We start from the raw sequence: 18,736 nt of genomic DNA on the forward strand, positions 1-18,736 counted from the left end.
GCATATTATCTTTTATCGCAATCTAATCAAGCGGGAGATGTCCGGTGCCACAGCGCCTGCTTACAAATGCCAAACTGGTAACACTCACCGAGACGGGAGATTCGTACGGCTTGATTGAAGACGGTATGCTTGCCATCGACGGCGAGACAATCGGCTATGCTGGCCCAGCTGCAAATCTGCCGGAATCATTCGCTGATTTTCCAAATGAGAACTTGAACGGGCGTCTGGTCACGCCGGGTCTCATCGATTGCCACACCCATGTTGTCTTTGGCGGCGACCGGGCCCGTGAATTCGAAATGCGGCTCGAAGGGGCATCCTACGAGCAAGTCGCCCGGGCGGGCGGGGGCATTGTCTCGACCGTCAAAGCAACGCGTTCAGCCAGTGAAGGCGAATTGCTTAAAGGCGCACTGTCCCGCGTGGATGCGCTGATTGCCGAAGGTGTTACCGGGATCGAGATCAAATCGGGTTATGGCCTCGATCAGGAGACCGAACTTAAGATGCTCAGAGTTGCCCGCAAGGTCGGCAGCTTGCGCCCGATCACAATACGCACGACGTTCCTCGGTGCCCATGCTGTTCCGGCAGACTATAAGGACAGGGCGGACGCTTACCTCTCGGAGGTTTGCCTGCCGGCGCTTGAAGCTGCCCAAGCCGAAGGTTTGGTCGATGCGGTCGATGGTTTTTGTGAAGGCATTGCCTTCTCCCCGGCCCAGATCGCGAAAGTGTTCGATAAGGCGGTCGAGCTGGGCCTGCCGATCAAACTCCACGCCGAGCAGCTGTCAAACCTTGGCGGAACCGCCCTTGCGGCTTCTTATGGGGCTCTGTCGGCAGATCATTTGGAATACCTGGATAAAGCTGGCGTCAAGGCTATGGCCAGCAGCGGCACGGTTGCTGTCATCCTGCCGGGAGCATTCTACACCCTGCGCGAAACGCAAGCCCCGCCGGTTGAACTTCTGCGTCGGCATGAAGTGCCCATGGCGCTTGCGACCGACTGCAATCCTGGGTCCTCGCCGCTCGCTTCGCTGCTTCTCACCATGAATATGGGGTGCACATTGTTCCGTATGACACCGGAAGAAGCACTTGCCGGTGTCACCCGCGAGGCGGCCAAGGCGCTGGGTCTTACGGACCGCGGTACGTTGAAGGCCGGAAAACGAGCCGATCTCGCCATCTGGAACGTTCAACACCCGGCAGAACTCAGCTATCGCATCGGCTTTAACGCCCTTGAAAAACGAATTTTTGGAGGAGCCGCATGAGTGCTCTTGTTGTGTCTCCGGGCGCTGTTCGCCTTGCCGATCTGGAACGCGTCTACCGTGAAAGCCTTCCCGTCCGGGTCGACCGGGCTGCAGAAGCTGCAATCCGGTTGGCTGCGGAGCGGGTTGGTAAAGCCGCACGCGGTGAAGAGGCCGTCTATGGCGTCAACACAGGGTTCGGGAAGCTGGCGAGTGTAAAGATTGCCGCTGAAGACACAGAGACACTTCAGCGTAATCTGATCCTGTCGCATTGCTGCGGCGTTGGAGAGCCGCTTGACACGGCCACAACCCGTTTGATGATGGTCCTAAAGCTTCTCTCCCTCGGACGCGGTGCGTCCGGGGTTCGGCTTGAAGTGTTGGAGCTGATCGAAGCTTGCCTTGAAAAGGGTGTTACGCCTGTCACGCCATCTCAAGGCTCTGTTGGAGCTTCCGGTGATTTGGCACCCTTGGCCCACATGGCCGCCGTTCTCATTGGCGAAGGCGAAGCAGAATTCGGCGGCGAGCGAATGCCGGGTGGGGCCGCGCTCGAAAGGGCCGGGCTCAAGCCGGTCGTTTTGGGCCCCAAGGAAGGCCTCGGCCTTATCAACGGTACACAGTTTTCGACAGCGTGCGCGCTTGTCGGTCTCTTTGAAGCCTGGCGTCTTGCCGAAGCAACGGTCCTGACCGCAAGCATGTCAACCGATGCCATTATGGGGTCCACGGCGCCGCTTCTTCCAGAAATCCATGAATTGCGTGGCCATCGTGGTCAGATCGAAGTGGCTGCCGCAATGCGCGCAGTCATGGAGGGGTCCGAAATCCGTGAGAGCCACCGGGAAGGCGATATCCGTGTTCAGGATCCCTACTGCATCCGCTGCCAGCCGCAGGTGACAGGTGCCTGTATTGATCTTCTACGGACGGCGGCCAACACACTTGAGATTGAAGCCAATGCGGCAACCGACAACCCTCTGGTTTTGATAGAGGAAGACCGGATTGTTTCCGGTGGCAACTTTCACGCAGAGCCTGTTGCTTTTGCCGCAGACCAGATTGCGCTTGCGATAGCTGAACTCGGGGCAATTGCCCAGCGGCGCATTGCCTTGATGGTAGATCCTGCTCTGTCTTTCGATTTGCCTCCGTTTCTTGCGCGCGATCCAGGTTTGAATTCCGGGCTTATGATCGCCGAGGTGACGACTGCTGCATTGATGAGCGAAAACAAACATCTCGCAAATCCATGCTCAACAGATTCCACGCCCACCAGTGCCAATCAGGAAGATCATGTGTCGATGGCTGCGCACGGCGCACGCCGATTGGCACGCATGAACGCGAACTTGGCTCATATCCTGGGTGTTGAACTGCTTTGTGCTGCCGAAGGGATCGAACATCGCGCGCCGCTCAAGACGAGTGCACCGCTGCAAAACGCGTTGGAACAGCTTCGGCAAAAAATCCCTGCACTGGAGAAGGACCGGTACCTGGCACCGGACCTGGAGACCGCGGCAGAGTTGATCGAGTCCCGGAGTCTGGTTGCGTTTCTTGATGACAATGCCACCTTGGTTCTTGGAGGTGCCTATGCAGCCGGTTGAGGTCTTTCAAGGTGACGGACCGGTGGTGCTTGGGGTGCCTCATGCCGGAACGTACGTGCCGCCTGAGATTTGGTCCGACCTGAACGAAGTCGGCCAAAAGCTTGCCGATACTGATTGGCACGTTGACCAACTCTATTCTGACCTCCTGCCAGGCGCGACGATGGTGAAGGCAAATTTTCACCGCTATGTCATCGATGCCAACCGGGACCCGGAAGGCGTCAGCCTTTATCCTGGACAGAACACGACAACGCTCTGTCCAACAACGGACTTTGACGGACGCCCGATTTATCTGGACGGCAGCGAGCCGGATCCAGAAGAGATCGAAAAGCGGCGGCTGGCCTGGCATGCGCCTTATCATGCTGCACTGAAGGCCGAACTGGATCGGGTATACGCGAAACATGGCATCGCAATTCTCTACGATTGCCACTCGATCCGCTCCGTTGTGCCCTACCTGTTCAAGGGCACGCTGCCGGATTTCAACACCGGAACCAATGGTGGCGCAACATGCGCACCGACAATCGAAAAAGCCGTTGTCGATCTCACTTCGAAGGCTGAAGGCTACTCGTCTATCCTGAACGGCCGCTTCAAGGGCGGCTGGACCACCCGCCACTATGGCCAGCCGGCACGCGGCTTCCATGCCATCCAGATGGAGCTGGCTCAATCCACGCATCTTGTGAGCGAAGACACGCCCTTTGCTTATGACGAGGTGAAAGCCGGGCGTTTGCGGGTCCATCTCAAAGAAATTCTCAGCGCATTGGCTGATCTCGCGCCTGCGCTCGTCCAACACAGCAAAAATTCCGAGGGAGCCAACCATGGTTGACCGCCGCCACAATGCACATGACGTTTTCCCGCCGACGGGGACGGAGCTCAATACCAAGTCCTGGTTGACGGAAGCTCCGTTGCGGATGCTCATGAACAACCTGCATCCAGATGTTGCTGAAAATCCCCACGAGCTGGTCGTTTATGGCGGGATCGGCCGTGCTGCGCGCACATGGGATGATTTCGACCAGATCGTCGCGAGCTTGAAGTCTCTGGAAGATGATGAAACCTTGATGGTTCAATCCGGCAAACCGGTTGGTGTGTTCAAGACCCATAAGGATGCGCCGCGCGTTCTGATCGCGAATTCCAACTTGGTGCCGAACTGGGCGAACTGGGACCACTTCCACGAACTCGATAAAAAGGGCCTGGCTATGTACGGCCAGATGACTGCGGGCTCCTGGATCTACATTGGCACGCAGGGCATCGTTCAGGGCACTTATGAGACCTTCATGGAAGCCGGCCGCCAGCATTATGAGGGCAACCTGAAAGGCCGCTGGATTCTCACCGGTGGACTTGGCGGCATGGGCGGTGCGCAACCGCTTGCTGCGGTCATGGCCGGAGCCTGCTGTCTTGCGGTCGAGTGCGATGAAAAGAGCGCTGATTTCCGCCTTCGCACAAAATATGTCGATGAAAAAACGCATTCCCTCGACGAAGCGCTGGAAATGATCGAGCGCTGGACGAAGGCGGGCGACGCGAAATCCGTTGCGTTGATCGGCAACGCTGCAGACGTTTACTCAGAGCTCGTCAGACGCGGTGTCAAACCGGATATCGTCACCGATCAAACGTCTGCGCATGACCCGGTCAATGGGTACCTGCCGCAAGGCTGGACCGTTGCCGAATGGCGCTCAAAAGCAGAGACAGATCCAAAATCCGTCGAGAAAGCCGCCCGCGCCTCGATGAAGGTCCATGTTCAGGCGATGGTCGATTTCTGGAATGCCGGTGTGCCAACGCTGGATTACGGCAACAACATCCGCCAGGTCGCCTTGGAAGAGGGATTTGAAAACGCATTCGCGTTCCCGGGCTTTGTGCCTGCCTACATTCGGCCGCTCTTCTGCCGCGGGATTGGTCCGTTCCGTTGGTGTGCGCTTTCCGGCGATCCTGAGGATATCTACAAGACCGACGCCAAGGTGAAGGAACTCATTCCGGATGATGAGCATCTTCACAATTGGCTCGACATGGCCAGGGAACGGATTTCGTTCCAGGGACTGCCAGCCCGGATTTGCTGGGTTGGTCTTGGCCAACGCCACCGGTTGGGTCTTGCCTTTAACGAAATGGTCCGCAACGGTGAGCTGAAGGCCCCGGTCGTCATTGGCCGCGATCATCTGGACAGTGGGTCCGTGGCGTCTCCGAACCGGGAAACTGAATCCATGAAAGATGGCTCAGACGCGGTGTCAGATTGGCCGCTTTTGAACGCACTTTTGAACACTGCGTCTGGCGCAACCTGGGTGTCTTTGCACCATGGTGGTGGTGTCGGCATGGGGTTCTCGCAGCATTCGGGCATGGTCATTTGCTGTGATGGAACGGATGATGCCGCGCGCCGGATTGAGCGTGTGCTTTGGAATGATCCGGCGACCGGTGTGATGCGGCATGCCGATGCGGGTTACGAAATTGCGCTGGATTGCGCAAAAGAACAGGGATTGAACCTGCCGGGTATCCTTGAGAGATAAAAACAACGGCGGACAGCCCTCCAATCACCTTTGACAAAGAGGACAAGATGAAAAGACGTGATTTTCTGAAAGCCGGTGCAATCGGCGCAACAGGTGCAGCAGCGACTACGCTCGCAGCACCTGCCATTGCTCAAGATGTCCGCCAGTGGCGCATGGTTACAGCCTGGCCGAAGAACCTGCCAGGACCAGGCGTTGCTGCGCAGATGCTTGCGGACCGTATCACGACGCTTTCAAGCGGGCGCATCGAGGTTAAGCTGTTTGCCGCCGGGGAAATCGTTCCGGGCAATGGCGTTTTCGATGCCGTCGGGCAGGGAACTGCTGAGCTTTATCATGCGGTCCCGGCCTACTGGGGTTCCAAGTCCAAGGGCATCCTGCTGTTTGGGTCCCAGCCGTTTGGTCTTACGGCTCCCGAACAAGCCGGCTGGTTGATCCATGGTGGTGGCCAGGCGCTTTATGATGAAATGTACGGACGCTTCAATCTGAAGCCGTTCTTGTGCGGCAACTCCGGTCCGCAATGGGCTGGCTGGTTCCGCAACGAGATCAACAGTGTTGACGATCTCAAAGGCTTGAAGTTCCGCTCAACGGGTCTTGCGTCAGAAATGTGCTCCAAGCTCGGCATGGCTGTACAGGCCATGAGCGGCCCGGCTATGTTCCAGGCACTTCAGTCTGGCGCCCTTGATGCTGGCGAGTTCATCGGCCCGTGGACGGACAGCGCGCTCGGTTACTACCAGATCGCCAAGAACTACTATTGGCCTGGGGTTGGTGAACCGTCTTCCGCTGAAGAATGCGCGGTCAATCTGGATGCTTACAACGAACTGCCGGATGATCTCAAAGAGGTCGTCACGCAAGCGTGTTCCAGCCTCTACAACGATGTCCTGACCGAGTACAACACCAAGCACGCACAGGCTTTGACGGGTCTCGTCAACGATCATGGCGTGATGGTGCGTAAGCTCCCGGACGATGTGATCGTGGCGATGGGGAATGCAGCTGGTGAAGTGATCGCGGACCTGCGTGCAGACAGCGACGATCTGGTCAAGCAGATCACGGAGAGCTTCCTCGGCTATCGCAAACTGATGCGCGATTACATGCCCTACGCTGACAATGGCCAGATGAACGCGCGTCTGCTGGACTACAAGTACGACTGATCGTCGGCAATGTAAGGCACAGCCTTGCCTTCAGCGATCGGAGAAGTGGAAACCCTCTCCGGTCGCTACAGCATGACTTGACCATCTGGTCCGGCTCCTCACGATGAGGGGTGACCAAGTAAGAAAAACAGGAACCAACCGCGATGGAAAAGTTTGCGGGTGTGCTGGAGCGCTTGAACTCGTTTATAGGCAACACCCTGTGCTGGGCCGCGCTGGGCATGCTGATGTTGCAGTTCGTGATTGTGCTTCTGCGCTATGTTTTTGGCTACAGCTTTATCTTTCTCGACGAAGGCGTTTTGTATTTCCATGCAGCCATCTTCATGCTCGGCGCAGGGTACACGTTCCTGGTCAATGCCCATGTACGGGTGGATATTTTCTATGCCAAGGCAAGCGAGCGCACACAGGCCTGGATCGACATCTTTGGCCATCTGTTCCTGCTGACGCCAGCGTTGCTTATTCTGTTGTGGTTCTCTTGGCCGACTGTGCGCAGCAGCTGGGCAATACTCGAGGGGCCGATTTCTGTTGGCGGGATCCCGGCCTCCTTCCTGTTGAAGACCCTCATTCCGGCCTACTGTATTCTTTTGCTCGTTCAAGGCGCAGCTGCCCTGATCCGTGATATCTCCCGTCTGAAAGCCACCGCTGCATGAGCCTTCCTCTTGACTTGATGATGTTCGGGGCGCTGATCGCCTTTATTCTTTTGGGCTATCCGGTGGCCTTCACGATTGCCGGCGTTGCAACCGGCTTCGCGCTTCTTGGCTGGATGCTTGGGGACTTCAACATTCAGCTTATGGGCGCCATGGGTCAGCGGTTCTTTGGAGTTCTGACCAACCCTGTGCTCACCGCCATCCCACTGTTCGTGTTGATGGGGGTGATACTTGAAAAAAGCCGGATTGCCGAGGATCTTCTTGAAACGATGGGCCGACTGTTCGGCAAGATGAATGGCGGCCTTGGTGTCTCCGTCGTTCTGGTTGGCGCTCTGCTGGCCGCCTCGACCGGTATTGTCGGCGCAACGGTCGTTGCAATGGGTTTGATCGCCCTGCCGACCATGTTGCGCAACGGGTATGATCCGAAATTGGCCTCCGGCATGGTTTGCACAGCCGGTACACTTGGTCAGATCATCCCGCCCTCGACCCTTTTGATCATCCTTGCCGATGTCATGTCGAATGCCTTCCAGCAGGCGCAATATGCGCAAGGCAAGTTCACGATCGAAACCATCTCTGTTGGTCAGACCTTTGCCGCTGCGATGGTACCCGGACTTTTGCTCGTAGCAGTCTATTGCGTCTATATCATTGGTCGGGCGAAGCTTTTTCCGGGCGACGCTCCTGCAATGAAGGAGAGTGTTGAGCCACCAAGCGGCGTTGAAATCGCATCCGCAATCGTGCCGCCGATCCTACTAATTATTGCTGTCTTGGGCTCGATCCTTGGCGGTGTAGCATCTCCGAATGAAGCCGCTTCTGTCGGCGCCGTTGGAGCTATCTTGCTGGCTGGCCGGCGGTTGGGCGTGCCGGTCAAACTCATCGTTCTGGCGACGTTTGCCTTGCTGGTACTTGCAGTTTCGGCTGCGGCCTTTCCCGTTCGCCTTCAAAGATCAGACGTGACGATTGGTGGCTATGTGCTTGCCGCGATCTATGCCGGGCTCGCCCTCTTTTCGCTGGGCGTCGTCCTCAAAATCTTGCGCGCGGCATTTGCCGACGGGCTTTTGAAGTCGTCATTGCTGTCGACCCTGACCGTAACATCGATGATCTTTGCAACCATCCTGATGGCGAGCTTTTTCAGTCTGGTATTTGTCGGCCTGGGCGGGGAAGACCGGGTTCATGAGCTTTTGAAGGAAATGCCTGGCGGCGCCACGGGCGCGCTGATCTTCGCCATGCTGTTCGTCTTCGTGTTGGGCTTCTTCCTAGACTTTGTCGAGATCTCGGTGATCCTGCTGCCCGTCTTGATCCCGCCGCTCATCCTGATGGGTATTGATCCGATCTGGCTCACGGTTCTGATCGCAATCAATCTGCAAACGTCTTTCCTGACGCCGCCTTTCGGATTCTCGCTATTCTATCTGCGCGGCGCTGCGCCGAAGGAAATCACCACCGGACAGATCTATCGTGGTGTTGTTCCGTTTATCGGACTGCAAATCGCCGCTGTTGCGATTCTTTGGATGTTCCCGATCATCGCGACCTGGCTGCCTCGCTGGCTCTATTAAAAATTCAAAGAAAAAACGGGCGGCCGAAACCGCCCGGTGTCCGGATCTATTTCTTCCGCGAGGGGCCTTCGCGCTCAGACGAGGCCGCCCAAAGATTGATGTTGGCGTCTTTGGCTGTCGCATCGATTTCCTGAAGCTCGGCCTCAGTGAATTCGAGATTGTTAAGCGCGCCGACACAGTCAATCACTTGGGCTGCACGGCTTGCCCCAATCAGGGCTGTCGTGACGCGGCCGCCTCTCAAAACCCAGGCGAGTGCCATCTGCGCCAGTGTCTGCCCGCGCCGCTCGGCGATGGCGTTGAGTGTCCGGATGGTCGCAAGGTTCTCATCGCTGAGGAATTGGTCCTGCAGGGATTTGCCCTGCGTGGCCCGGCTGCCTTCAGGAATGTCCTTCAGATACTTGTTTGTCAGCATGCCTTGGGCGAGTGGGGAAAAGGCAATGGAACCAATGCCGAGATCGTCCAAGGTGTCCAGAAGCCCGTCTTCTTCCACCCATCGGTTGATCATGGAATAGCTCGGCTGATGGATCAGACATGGAGTGCCGAGCTCCTTCAGGATTGCCGCTGCCTCTTGTGTCCGTTTGGTGTTGTAGGAGGAGATGCCGACATATAGCGCTCGTCCGGAGCGGACAATGTGGTCCAATGCCATCATGGTTTCTTCCAATGGCGTGTCCGGGTCGAACCTGTGTGAATAGAAGATGTCGACATAGTCGAGACCCATGCGCTTAAGGGATTGGTCGCAGGACGCAATCAGGTATTTTCGGCTGCCCCATTCGCCATAAGGCCCAGGCCACATGTCGTAGCCGGCCTTGGACGAAATGATCATCTCGTCCCGATACGGCGCAAAGTCGGTGCGCAGGAGTTCGCCGAATGCGCTTTCCGCGGAGCCCTTTGCCGGACCATAATTGTTGGCAAGGTCGAAGTGGGTGATGCCGAGATCAAAAGCGGTCCGCGCGATTTCCTGTTTGCGCTGGTGCGGGGTGTCATCGCCAAAATTGTGCCAAAGCCCCAGAGAAATGAGCGGCAGTTTCAATCCGGACCTACCACAGCGGCGGTAGTCCATGCTGGTGTAACGGTCGGGCGATGCGGTCCAGGTCATTGCGTCTCCATTTGGCTGGTTTTTTCCAAGCAACACTGTTTCGGAATGTCGATGGAGGGGGACGCTGTCTTCGCACTAAAGGCAGGTGATGTGAAGTATGGACTGAAGTGCTGATGAAAAAGAGGCTTGCGGCAGGCTGCGCTGCCGCAAGCAAGGTGGGGGAGGAATTAGGCGCCGAACATGTCGGTGGTGATGCCTTTGTACCAGCCGATCGACTCTTCATAGGTCGCTTGACGGAGACCTGCATCTTCACCGGTCTGGCTGATGAATTTCGAGGTGGACGCGATTTTTTCTTCTGCCGGGGCATATTGTGCGCCGACTTTTACGCCGTCGTTGGTCTCGATCAGGCTCCAGCAGGTATTGGAGTATTTTGCCGGGAAAACACGGGACCCGGTGAGGTCACCGCGAATGGTCATGGCTGCCACCTTGGCCTGGCTGTTCGCCGAGAAGCCGGACTTTGGCATGTCGCCGGCGATGCAGGCATCTCCGATAACAAAGATGGAATCGTCTTCCTTGGAGCGCATGGATGCCGGATCAATGGCACAGAACCCGCTGTCATTGGCAAGTGCGGCCTTGGAAGCGATCATGCCCGCCTTTTGCGCCGGGATGACGTTCACCAAATCGCCCTGGAAGGTGTCCAGGTCCGTTTCGACCTCCCCGGTTGACGCATCGACCTTGACGATGCCGCCATGCACATCCGGTCCATACCATTCGATCATGCCGGGATAGTGCTTGTCCCAGCCTTCCTGGAAAAGCGCCTGTTTGGAGAACTTCGGCTTGGGATCAATGATGACGATCTTGCTGTCGTTCAGCCCCTTGGATTTAAGAATATGCGCCATCATCGACACGCGCTCATACGGTCCCGGTGGGCACCGATACGGGTTCGGCGGGGCCACCATCACGATTTGCTGGCCGTTTTCGATAGCATCCAGTTTGGCTTTCAGAAGCTGGGTCTGAGGACCAGCCTTCCAGGAATGCGGCATGATTTCAGCCGCTTCTTCTGAATAGCCAGGCACACTGTCGTAGATGAGATCAATGCCCGGGGACACGACCAGTCGGTCATAGGGCACTTTGGAACCGTCCGCCATAACGACCATCTTGGCATCCCGATCAACCGCATCTGCCATGCCGTTTACAACCGTGATGCCGTAGTTCGAAGCAAGTGTGTCGTAGCCGTGCGTTATGGAGTCGAAGTCGCGGAAACCGCCGAGATATAGGTTGGAAAAGAAGCAGGTGGTGTAGGCCGGGTTGGCTTCGATCAGAGTGACGTCAAGATCCTCACCGGCATCCTTGGCCATGTACCGGGCGGCCGTTGCGCCTCCGGCGCCGCCGCCGATAACGACGGCTTTCGGTTTCCCTTGCGCCCGGGCGTAGTACGGCAGGGCCAGGGATGTCGCCCCAGCGCCAACCAGAAGCCCAAAACTACGGCGTGTGAGATTTGGCATGTCATTTCCTCCCAAGTAAGCAGTTTGGCCTCTGCTATTGACTAAACCTCATTGCGGGTCGATGGACCCGAAATAGGCGGCCAAGGCTGCGATTTCCTCGTTGCCGAGGTTGACTGTCATGTTCTGCATGACCTGATGACTGCGGACATTTGTCTTGTACTCAAAGAGCGCCCGGATGAATGGTTTCTTAGGCCAGCCGATAATGGACGGGATGCCATCGGCCCGGCCGGAGACCTGATGACAGGTGACACATTCACTAGAAAGATATTCGCCATAGGCCATGTCGCCGTTGATCTGCATGGCAACAGCACCCATTTCCGGCGTAACAGTTTCCAGCTCTGGTTTTGACGCCGGCTCAGCTTTGGAAAGCTCTCTCAAGTAGGCGATAATGTGTGTGCGATCCTGACGGCCCGGCATGCCGCGATAGGACATACGGGTTCCGGGCACATATTCACGCGGCTTCTCGAGATAAAGGTCCAACGAGAACTCGTTCCAGACCATGCCTTCACTGCCGAGTTTCTTCATCGCACTGGAATACTTGAACCCTTCCAGGGTTCCGGCCGGGCGTTCAAAAAGCCCGTCGAGATGAGGGCCAACGCCATTTCGCGCGTTGGTTCCAACCTGGTGGCATGCCTTGCAGGCTCTAAAGAGCTTTTCACCTTTTATTGGATCGCCGTCCGATGCCATGGCCGGCGCCGCCAATAAAAGCATTGCGCCTGCGATCCAGATCGTTGCCTGTGTCCATGCCGCATGTTTCCAATCTGGAGAGCCGGCACAAAACCCTGCGGTGTTTTTCTGCGTCTGGTCCATGCCGGTTCCTCCCGTGACCCGGTATGTATCAGTCTACAGCGCCAACACCGGCGTTGTCATCGCCGCCGTCGTCCGGCGTCACATCCAGAATGCGCGCCCGCATGGTGATCTCCACAGGACCGGGCTTGCAGTCGGTCATGCACGGTTCGCCTTTCTCTGCGTAATGCACTTCTTCGGCCCGGTCGTCCGCAATGAAGTTCTCCTCATTGGGCAGGCGGATATCGAGGAAGTTGTCCTTGGAGAGTTCGAACTCCTCATCATCCACCAGGTCGTTCAGATAAAGCAGATACGCGGTGATGGCGTAGACCTCGTCGTCGGACAAGGACCTAGCATTGCCAAAAGGCATGGCCCGGCGGACATAGTCATAGACTGTCGACAAGTAGGGCCAGTAGGAACCGATTGTCTTTTCCGGGCGATCGTCGGTCAGGGTGTCATGGCCACCTGCGAGAACCGGCCAGCGGTCCACCGCCTCGCCAAAATCACCGTGACACATGGCGCAATTGTCCGTGTAAAGAACTTCACCGTCGGCTACGGTCCCTGAGCCTTCTGGAAGGCCTTGTCCATCTGGCCGGATATCAATGTCCCACGAAGCCACTTCTTCAGCCAAAGCAACACGGCCGAGGCCAAAGACGCCACCGTCTCGTGTGTTCGAGACAGCGGCGGCAACGGGTTCGGTTGCTGCAGGAGCCGCAGTGACTTGAGTTCCGTTATCTTGTGAAGGCGCTTCAGATTGTTCTGAGCCGCCGTCTGCATTTTCAGAGTAAGTCGCCAAGTAAGCCAGAATGTTGTCCAGATCCGCATCCTTGCGGAGCCCCGCAAAGGCCATCTTGGTGCCTTTGATCATGGCTTTCGGTTTGACCAGATAGGTTCGGGTGGTTTCCATGTCCCAAACCAATCCATCCTCTCCCGCCTTGACCATGGCGTTCGAGTACTTGTAGCCATCGATCTCGCCAGCAGAGCGCCCAAACAGGTCATTCAAATGCGGACCAACCTTGTTTTTGGCCCCGTCACCGACTGCATGGCAGGCTTGGCATTTCTTGAAAACCTTCTCGCCCTTTGCCGCATCGCCTGCGGTTGCAGTTGATGCAAGTGCGACGAGAACGGTGCCGAGCGAAAGCGCTTTAAGAGACTTCAACATTTTCAACCGCCCCGTTCTTTTGGACATACCAGGTCTGAATGCCGTTGTTGTGATAGATGGAGTTTTCGCCTCGGGCGGCCCGCAGCTCGTTCTTGGTTGGTTGGTAAAACCCGTGTTCATCCATTGCGCGGGACTGGATCAGCATTTCCGATCCGTCCCAATCAATGTCGAGGTAGAAGCGGTGCAGAGATTTCGACAGGCTTGGCCCGTCAATCCGCGCCGTCTTCCAGTTCCGGCCGCCGTCCAGAGATACGTCCACACGGGTGATGCGGCCGTTGCCGGACCAGGCGAGGCCTGAAATCACCATCGGACCTTTGCCGTGGGAAACCGGCATTTGCGGGCTTGGGCTGGTGATGACGGACTTCGGATCCATCACCCAGGTAAAGCGCCTAGCTTTTCCTGTTTCCAGGAGATCTGTGTATTTAGACGTTTCCTCGCGGTGGTGCCATGGCTGATCGCCGACTTCCAGGCGGCGCAGCCATTTGACCCACATGTTGCCTTCCCAGCCTGGAACCACGAGACGCAGCGGGTAGCCCTGTTCAGCGCGCAGGGCTTCGCCGTTCATTTTCCAGGCGACCAGGCAGTCATCCAGCGCCTTTTCCATCGGGATGGAGCGGGTCATGTGGGCGGCGTCTGCGCCTTCCGGAAGCACCCATTTGCCGTTGGTCTTGACGCCTGCTTCTTCCAGAAGTGTTTTCAGTTTCACGCCGGTGTACATCACGTTGTGCACCATGCCATGGGTGAACTGGCAGCCGTTCAGCTGAGACCCGCGCCATTCCATGCCGCCATTGGCCGCGCATTCCAGGAAGTAGACGTGGTTTTCGCGCGGGAAGCGCTTGAGGTCTTCCATGGTGAAGACCAGAGGTGTGTCGACCAAGCCGTTGATCATCAGACGGTGATCCTGCGGCCGGATCTGCGCGACGCCGCCATGGTGGCGCTCAAAACACAGCCCGTTCGGCGTGATGATCCCGTCGAGTTCATGGAGTGGCGTGAAATTGATTGAGGCGACGGCATCAGCAGTCAGCCAGGGCACGTTGCGCCGGACGACTTCCGATTCAAATTCCGATGGCAGACCGTACGGTGCTGCATCGACGCCGTCGCCGAGATACCGGTTCCAGTCCTGAATTTCCGTGATCAGCGGGTCACCTGCTGCGCGTGCTGCACCTGCAGCTCCGGCGACACCTGCGGCAACACCGCTTGTGAGGCCGGCCTTGAGAAGGGACCGCCGAGAGAGGGAGGGAGTGCCCTTGTCCTTTGTCTCAGTCATGTTTCTGTCCTCAGGTCTTAAACAAATTTAGACACCGATCACCTTCACGGACTCATTGTCCGGAAGCTTCACGGTCGGATTTTTGGTGATGTGGTTTTCAACGACGTCCCAGATTGCCGGGCCCTCGGTATCTTCATTGACCGAAGCCCAGCCGGCAACGACGTAGTCTTTCGCCGGGTCGATCGGCTCGCCGGTTGCCAGAAGCGTCATGCCGGAGATGCGTTCGCCGATCTCCATCTTGGGATCGATTGTGTAGCCCATACCGCCAACGCGGACCATGTCACCGCCTTGTTGGTAATACGGGTCCTTGTTGAAGAGGTTGTCGCCAACGTCTTCGAGAATGTCTTTCAGCATCTGGCCGTTCATGGTGGAGCGATAAGCGGCCGGATAGGTCATGGCACAGGCGTTGTGGAGGTCTTCAAAGGTTATGTCTTGACCGGGCAGGAGGCTGGTGCCCCAGCGGAAGCCGGGGGACAGTGCAATCTGGGCGTCGCGTTCCTCTAGAAGCGCCTGACAAATCAGGTCATCGAAGGTTCCGTTGAAGTTACCGCGCCGGTAAAGGAGGCTTTCGGTCTTGCCGAGAACCCGCGAGAGATCTGCCTCGTAGGGCGCGCGTACCTCGTCGATAAGCGCTGCCATCTCAGCATCGGGAGTGATCACATCGGAGAAGATTGGGATCAGACGGTAATTGTATCCGACGACTGCGCCATCTTTGACATCCAGATCGACGCGGGAGACAAACTTGCCGTTGGAACCTGACGCGATAACCAATGTGTCATTCACAATCACGGGCTCGGGCAAGGCGTCGTGGGTGTGTCCGGTCAGGATGACATCAATGCCACTGACATTTGAAGCAAGTTTCCGGTCAACGTCAAAACCGTTGTGAGAGAGAAGGACAATAACCTCAGCCCCTTCGCCGCGGGCCTCCTCGACATGCTTGACGATGTCTTCTTCGCGGATGCCGAAGGACCAGCCCGGTATCATCCAGCGAGGATTGGCGATCGGCGTGTAGGGGAAGGCCTGACCGATGACCGCAACTTTGGAGCCGCCGCGTTCGAACATTTTCCAGGCTTCGAACGCCGGCTCGTCCCATTCATTGTCGTAAATGTTGGAACCAAGGAACGCGAAAGGAAGGTCGTCGATGATCTCCTGAACCCGGTCCTCGCCGTAGGTGAATTCCCAGTGGCCGGTCATGGCATCCGGTTTCAACGCGTTCATGACCGTGACCATGTCCTGGCCAAGCGTTTGATTTGAGGTGTAGCTGCCCTGCCAGGTGTCGCCCCCGTCCAGCAGCAGGACGTTGTCATCGCCGCGCTCGGCGCGGATGCGCTTGATCACGGTCGCAACCCGGTCCATGCCTCCCATCTTGCCGTAGGATTTGGCGAGGGCTGAGAAGTCTTCGGACGTGAGCGCGTAGGCATCCGGTGACCCGGCTTCGATGTTGTAGAGCTTCAGGAAATCCGCTCCGGTCACATGAGGCGGTTTGCCGGTGACATCACCTATGCCGAGATTGATAGAAGGCTCGCGGAAATAGATCGGCTTCAACTGGGCATGAATGTCGGTAATATGGATAAGGGTCAAGGACCCCGACGGCTCCATTGCAAGAAGCTGATCTTCACTCAACGCCTGTTGCGCCATCAACCGAGACCAGGATCCGGCCATGCCGGAACCGATCAGTGCGCTGGTTGCTGTCGCCGCCATCAAGAACTCGCGCCTTGAAAACATTCAATTACTCCCAAATTCGGCAGAGGCCGGAGCCTCCGAATAGCCAATGGCCAAAGGCAGAGTTATTCCGTTGGCACGTAAAAACTTACGCACCTTGATCGTATTATCGACCGGTGTTGGTTTGGTCAGTCACCGGCGCTTTGGCCGGAGTGCTCGGAAGCGGCGGTTTGCCACCGCTCCCAAATTGTCAGGTCCGCACTATTGGCGCACCGCCGGTGTTTCTACCGAAAGGCCAGAGCCACGCCAAGTCACGTAGACTTCGAGAGCCATCAGGTCGTCAGAGAAGGCTGCTGGAAACTCCGCCCGGGTGTCGCGGATACAGCCGCGGAACCGGTTATGCAGGGAGACCATCGAGCTTTGCTTCAGACGATAGGTCGGAAAACCATTGACGTTGCCCTGGCTGAGGTGATCCGCACGGATGTAATTGCCGTTGTAGTCTTCATGGCAAGTTGCGCAGGACAGGTTTAACTGACCTGTCCGGGTGTAGTAGAGTTCCTCACCCTTGTCCCACCAGCTCTTCATATCGCCCTGGGTCAGATCGACCTCGACCGGCATGCCCAGAGACTGGTGCCTGATATAGGTGGTCAGTGCTTTTTGATCAGCCGCATCGAACTTGTAGGGCTTAGCCTCCATGTTCGCTTCGCGGCAGGCGTTGATCTGCAGTTCGATGTTGATTGGTCGATTGTTGGCCTCATCCCATTTTGGATAATTGGCCCCGATACCCTTTAAAAACTCGCCGTCATCGCCGTGGCAAGATGCACAGGACTTGCCTGCTGCTCCATCGACTGTATTCCAGATTTCCTCACCACGCTCGACGTATAGCATCCCCGGGTTCTGGAAACTGTCCGCTTCCAGCGCGCGGGTTTCTTTAGTCCGGTAGTGCCAGCCTGAGATCACCTCATCAAGTGGATGGCCTTCTGGTGCCGCGGTCCGCGTGATGATTTCCATTTCATCATCAATGATCAGCTTGTCATCCGACGGACCCCCTGCAAGTGCAGCAGTGCTTCCCCCGAGCATCATGCCGGCAAACAGCACGGCAACATGTTTTATTGCTTTGGCCAAATCGTCTCCTCCCGATTTGTGCGGTCTAAACGACTGCGGCTCTATTCGATTGTGATTTTCTTTTCAGTCTCGTAGACGCTGCCGTCATCATCCACCCAGGTGAACTTGAATGTGCCCGGCTCGTTCACCTTGGCACTGAACTCCATGTATGGGTTTGCGGATACAGCCGGATCCAGATCACAGCTAAAGACGACTTGTCCGTTGAACTCGCATGAGAACTTGTTGATGATCTTGCGGGGGATGAGTTCGCCGGTTTTCTTGTCCTTGCGTTGACCCGACTCCATCGGGTGGCTGATCAATGTCTTGATCGTGATGACTTCGCCTTGGGATGCCTTCTTCGGCACCTTCACGCGGGGTTTTGGAGCTGCCATAACTTGGTTCCTTTCCTCGTTTGGACCGATCTGCGCTTTTTCAAAGCTGCTGACTACGACCCAAAGCCACATCTTTTTCAAAGTCTGATTGGCAGACCATCATTGTCCGCCAAGGGCGTGCCTTAGCCGCCGCAACCACCGATCGTGACCTTGACTTCCTTGGTGTCCATGAAGGTCGAACCGTCATTCATCTTGGCGACCGCAACCACGTTCTGGGTCTTCGCAAGACGAATACGTGTCTTGGCCTCGGCTGCACCGCTCATGGCAGTGAAGTGGAAGGTGGCTACGGCCGGGCTAGGGTTGCCGTCTGCGAGGATCAGAACCGATTCAACGTAGCTGTCTGGCGTCATCGGGCTGTCAACGGTCACACCGACAGGAACGGTGTTGCCGTTTTCCGCAATTTCCGGGGTGTCCAGCGATACCGTTCCCTCAGTCGGGGTTGCCCCGCCGGTGAAGGCTTTGATCGCTGCGTCGGTTTCTGCGGTTGCCGCAAACGAGATCCGCGGTGCGAATGTCAGGAAGGCTGCTGCACCTGCAGTCAAGCCCAGTGCCTGGCGTCTGGTGATGGTCATCTCTTGCTCCTTGAGTCCCGAGATCAGTTTTCTTTGAGTGTCATGAGATAGGCGACGACATCTTCGACGTCTTGGGCCGATAGGATCGTCTGACCCTGATGCTTTTCCGCGACGTTCACGCCGACGTTCATCGTGTAAAAGCCGGGCATGATGGATTGATCGCCAAACACAGCCTTGCTATTTACAACGATCGCGCGAAGCTGTTCCTCGCTCCAACGATCGGCCACGCCGTTCAGTTCCGGTCCGACCTCGCCATGAAATAGTTGATCCTTGAGATCTTCATTGGCATGGCAGGCAAGACAGTTGCCTTTTTTGCGGTCGGCAAATGTCTCGCGGCCGGTAGTCGCGTCTCCAGGTGCTCCAGTCAGAGAGACTTTTAATTCCATGTCTTCGATCGGAACGCTGTCCGGTGCCACCGTCTCTGCGGTTGCCGCGGATGCAGCCATCATGGCCAGACCGGCCAGCGCGACCGGGAGGCGTTTGATTGTTGCGCCCTTTGTCATTTTATCGGCTTTCCTCCTCAATGCGGGCACGCTCCACCGTGCCCGAGATAGACCAATTTGATCAGTCCATCTGTACTCCTCACATTAAAAGATATGATTTTTTGCATATGTTATGCAAT

17 protein-coding genes are annotated in these 18,736 nt (G+C 56.9%); 7 read left to right on the forward strand and 10 right to left on the reverse strand.

What is annotated here, in order from left to right:
* The first annotated feature begins 44 nt into the window (after positions 1-44).
* The 7 genes from hutI (at position 45) to SADFL11_RS21795 (ending at position 8,628) form a co-directional block, all read left to right on the forward strand.
* Positions 45-1,250, forward strand: a complete 1,206-nt coding sequence (gene hutI / locus SADFL11_RS21765; RefSeq protein WP_040450983.1) for an imidazolonepropionase — start codon at positions 45-47, stop codon at positions 1,248-1,250.
* Entirely contained in the window at positions 1,247-2,803 is a 1,557-nt protein-coding gene (hutH, locus tag SADFL11_RS21770; RefSeq protein ID WP_008190996.1) for a histidine ammonia-lyase, read from the forward strand. Before hutI ends, hutH begins: the two co-directional genes overlap by 4 nt.
* On the forward strand, positions 2,790-3,623 hold the full coding sequence (gene hutG / locus SADFL11_RS21775; protein ID WP_008194876.1) for an N-formylglutamate deformylase: 834 nt from the start codon (positions 2,790-2,792) through the stop codon (positions 3,621-3,623). Before hutH ends, hutG begins: the two co-directional genes overlap by 14 nt.
* Positions 3,616-5,289: a urocanate hydratase gene (hutU, locus tag SADFL11_RS21780; protein ID WP_008195564.1), complete on the forward strand. Its 1,674-nt coding sequence runs from the start codon at positions 3,616-3,618 to the stop codon at positions 5,287-5,289. The genes hutG and hutU overlap by 8 nt, the downstream gene beginning before the upstream one ends.
* Positions 5,290-5,336: 47 nt before the next feature.
* Positions 5,337-6,434, forward strand: a complete 1,098-nt coding sequence (locus SADFL11_RS21785; protein ID WP_008197117.1) for a TRAP transporter substrate-binding protein — start codon at positions 5,337-5,339, stop codon at positions 6,432-6,434.
* Between the two features lie 143 nt (positions 6,435-6,577).
* Complete coding sequence (locus SADFL11_RS21790) at positions 6,578-7,081, forward strand: TRAP transporter small permease subunit (protein WP_008196430.1); 504 nt, start codon at positions 6,578-6,580, stop codon at positions 7,079-7,081.
* A complete protein-coding gene (locus SADFL11_RS21795) occupies positions 7,078-8,628 on the forward strand; it encodes a TRAP transporter large permease (RefSeq protein ID WP_040450982.1) in 1,551 nt (516 codons plus the stop codon). The genes SADFL11_RS21790 and SADFL11_RS21795 overlap by 4 nt, the downstream gene beginning before the upstream one ends.
* Positions 8,629-8,674: 46 nt before the next feature.
* Here the strand turns inward: SADFL11_RS21795 and mgrA are convergent, their stop codons facing one another.
* The 10 genes from mgrA to soxX form a co-directional block, all read right to left on the reverse strand.
* Positions 8,675-9,724 (reverse strand): L-glyceraldehyde 3-phosphate reductase, encoded by a 1,050-nt coding sequence (gene mgrA / locus SADFL11_RS21800; RefSeq protein ID WP_040450981.1) that lies wholly within the window; start codon positions 9,722-9,724, stop codon positions 8,675-8,677.
* A gap of 167 nt (positions 9,725-9,891) precedes the next feature.
* On the reverse strand, positions 9,892-11,169 hold the full coding sequence (locus SADFL11_RS21805; RefSeq protein WP_040450980.1) for an NAD(P)/FAD-dependent oxidoreductase: 1,278 nt from the start codon (positions 11,167-11,169) through the stop codon (positions 9,892-9,894).
* A 48-nt stretch (positions 11,170-11,217) separates the two neighbouring features.
* Positions 11,218-11,979, reverse strand: coding sequence for a c-type cytochrome (locus SADFL11_RS21810; RefSeq protein WP_008196221.1), 762 nt, complete (start codon positions 11,977-11,979; stop codon positions 11,218-11,220).
* A gap of 28 nt (positions 11,980-12,007) precedes the next feature.
* Positions 12,008-13,117: a c-type cytochrome gene (locus SADFL11_RS21815; protein WP_040450979.1), complete on the reverse strand. Its 1,110-nt coding sequence runs from the start codon at positions 13,115-13,117 to the stop codon at positions 12,008-12,010.
* The gene (gene soxC / locus SADFL11_RS21820; protein ID WP_008195948.1) at positions 13,101-14,384 is read right to left on the reverse strand and encodes a sulfite dehydrogenase; all 1,284 of its coding nucleotides are present in this window, start codon (positions 14,382-14,384) and stop codon (positions 13,101-13,103) included. Before soxC ends, SADFL11_RS21815 begins: the two co-directional genes overlap by 17 nt.
* Positions 14,385-14,411: 27 nt before the next feature.
* On the reverse strand, positions 14,412-16,109 hold the full coding sequence (gene soxB / locus SADFL11_RS21825) for a thiosulfohydrolase SoxB (protein WP_008194011.1): 1,698 nt from the start codon (positions 16,107-16,109) through the stop codon (positions 14,412-14,414).
* Between the two features lie 198 nt (positions 16,110-16,307).
* Entirely contained in the window at positions 16,308-17,171 is an 864-nt protein-coding gene (gene soxA / locus SADFL11_RS21830; RefSeq protein WP_008196729.1) for a sulfur oxidation c-type cytochrome SoxA, read from the reverse strand.
* Positions 17,172-17,212: 41 nt separating this feature from the next.
* A complete protein-coding gene (gene soxZ / locus SADFL11_RS21835; RefSeq protein ID WP_040452515.1) occupies positions 17,213-17,542 on the reverse strand; it encodes a thiosulfate oxidation carrier complex protein SoxZ in 330 nt (109 codons plus the stop codon).
* Between the two features lie 122 nt (positions 17,543-17,664).
* A complete protein-coding gene (gene soxY / locus SADFL11_RS21840) occupies positions 17,665-18,114 on the reverse strand; it encodes a thiosulfate oxidation carrier protein SoxY (RefSeq protein WP_008191229.1) in 450 nt (149 codons plus the stop codon).
* 23 nt (positions 18,115-18,137) lie between these two features.
* The gene (gene soxX, locus SADFL11_RS21845) at positions 18,138-18,617 is read right to left on the reverse strand and encodes a sulfur oxidation c-type cytochrome SoxX (RefSeq protein ID WP_008191490.1); all 480 of its coding nucleotides are present in this window, start codon (positions 18,615-18,617) and stop codon (positions 18,138-18,140) included.
* Positions 18,618-18,736 lie beyond the last annotated feature (119 nt).

It is taken from the genome of Roseibium alexandrii DFL-11 (assembly GCF_000158095.2).
Lineage (GTDB): Bacteria > Pseudomonadota > Alphaproteobacteria > Rhizobiales > Stappiaceae > Roseibium > Roseibium alexandrii.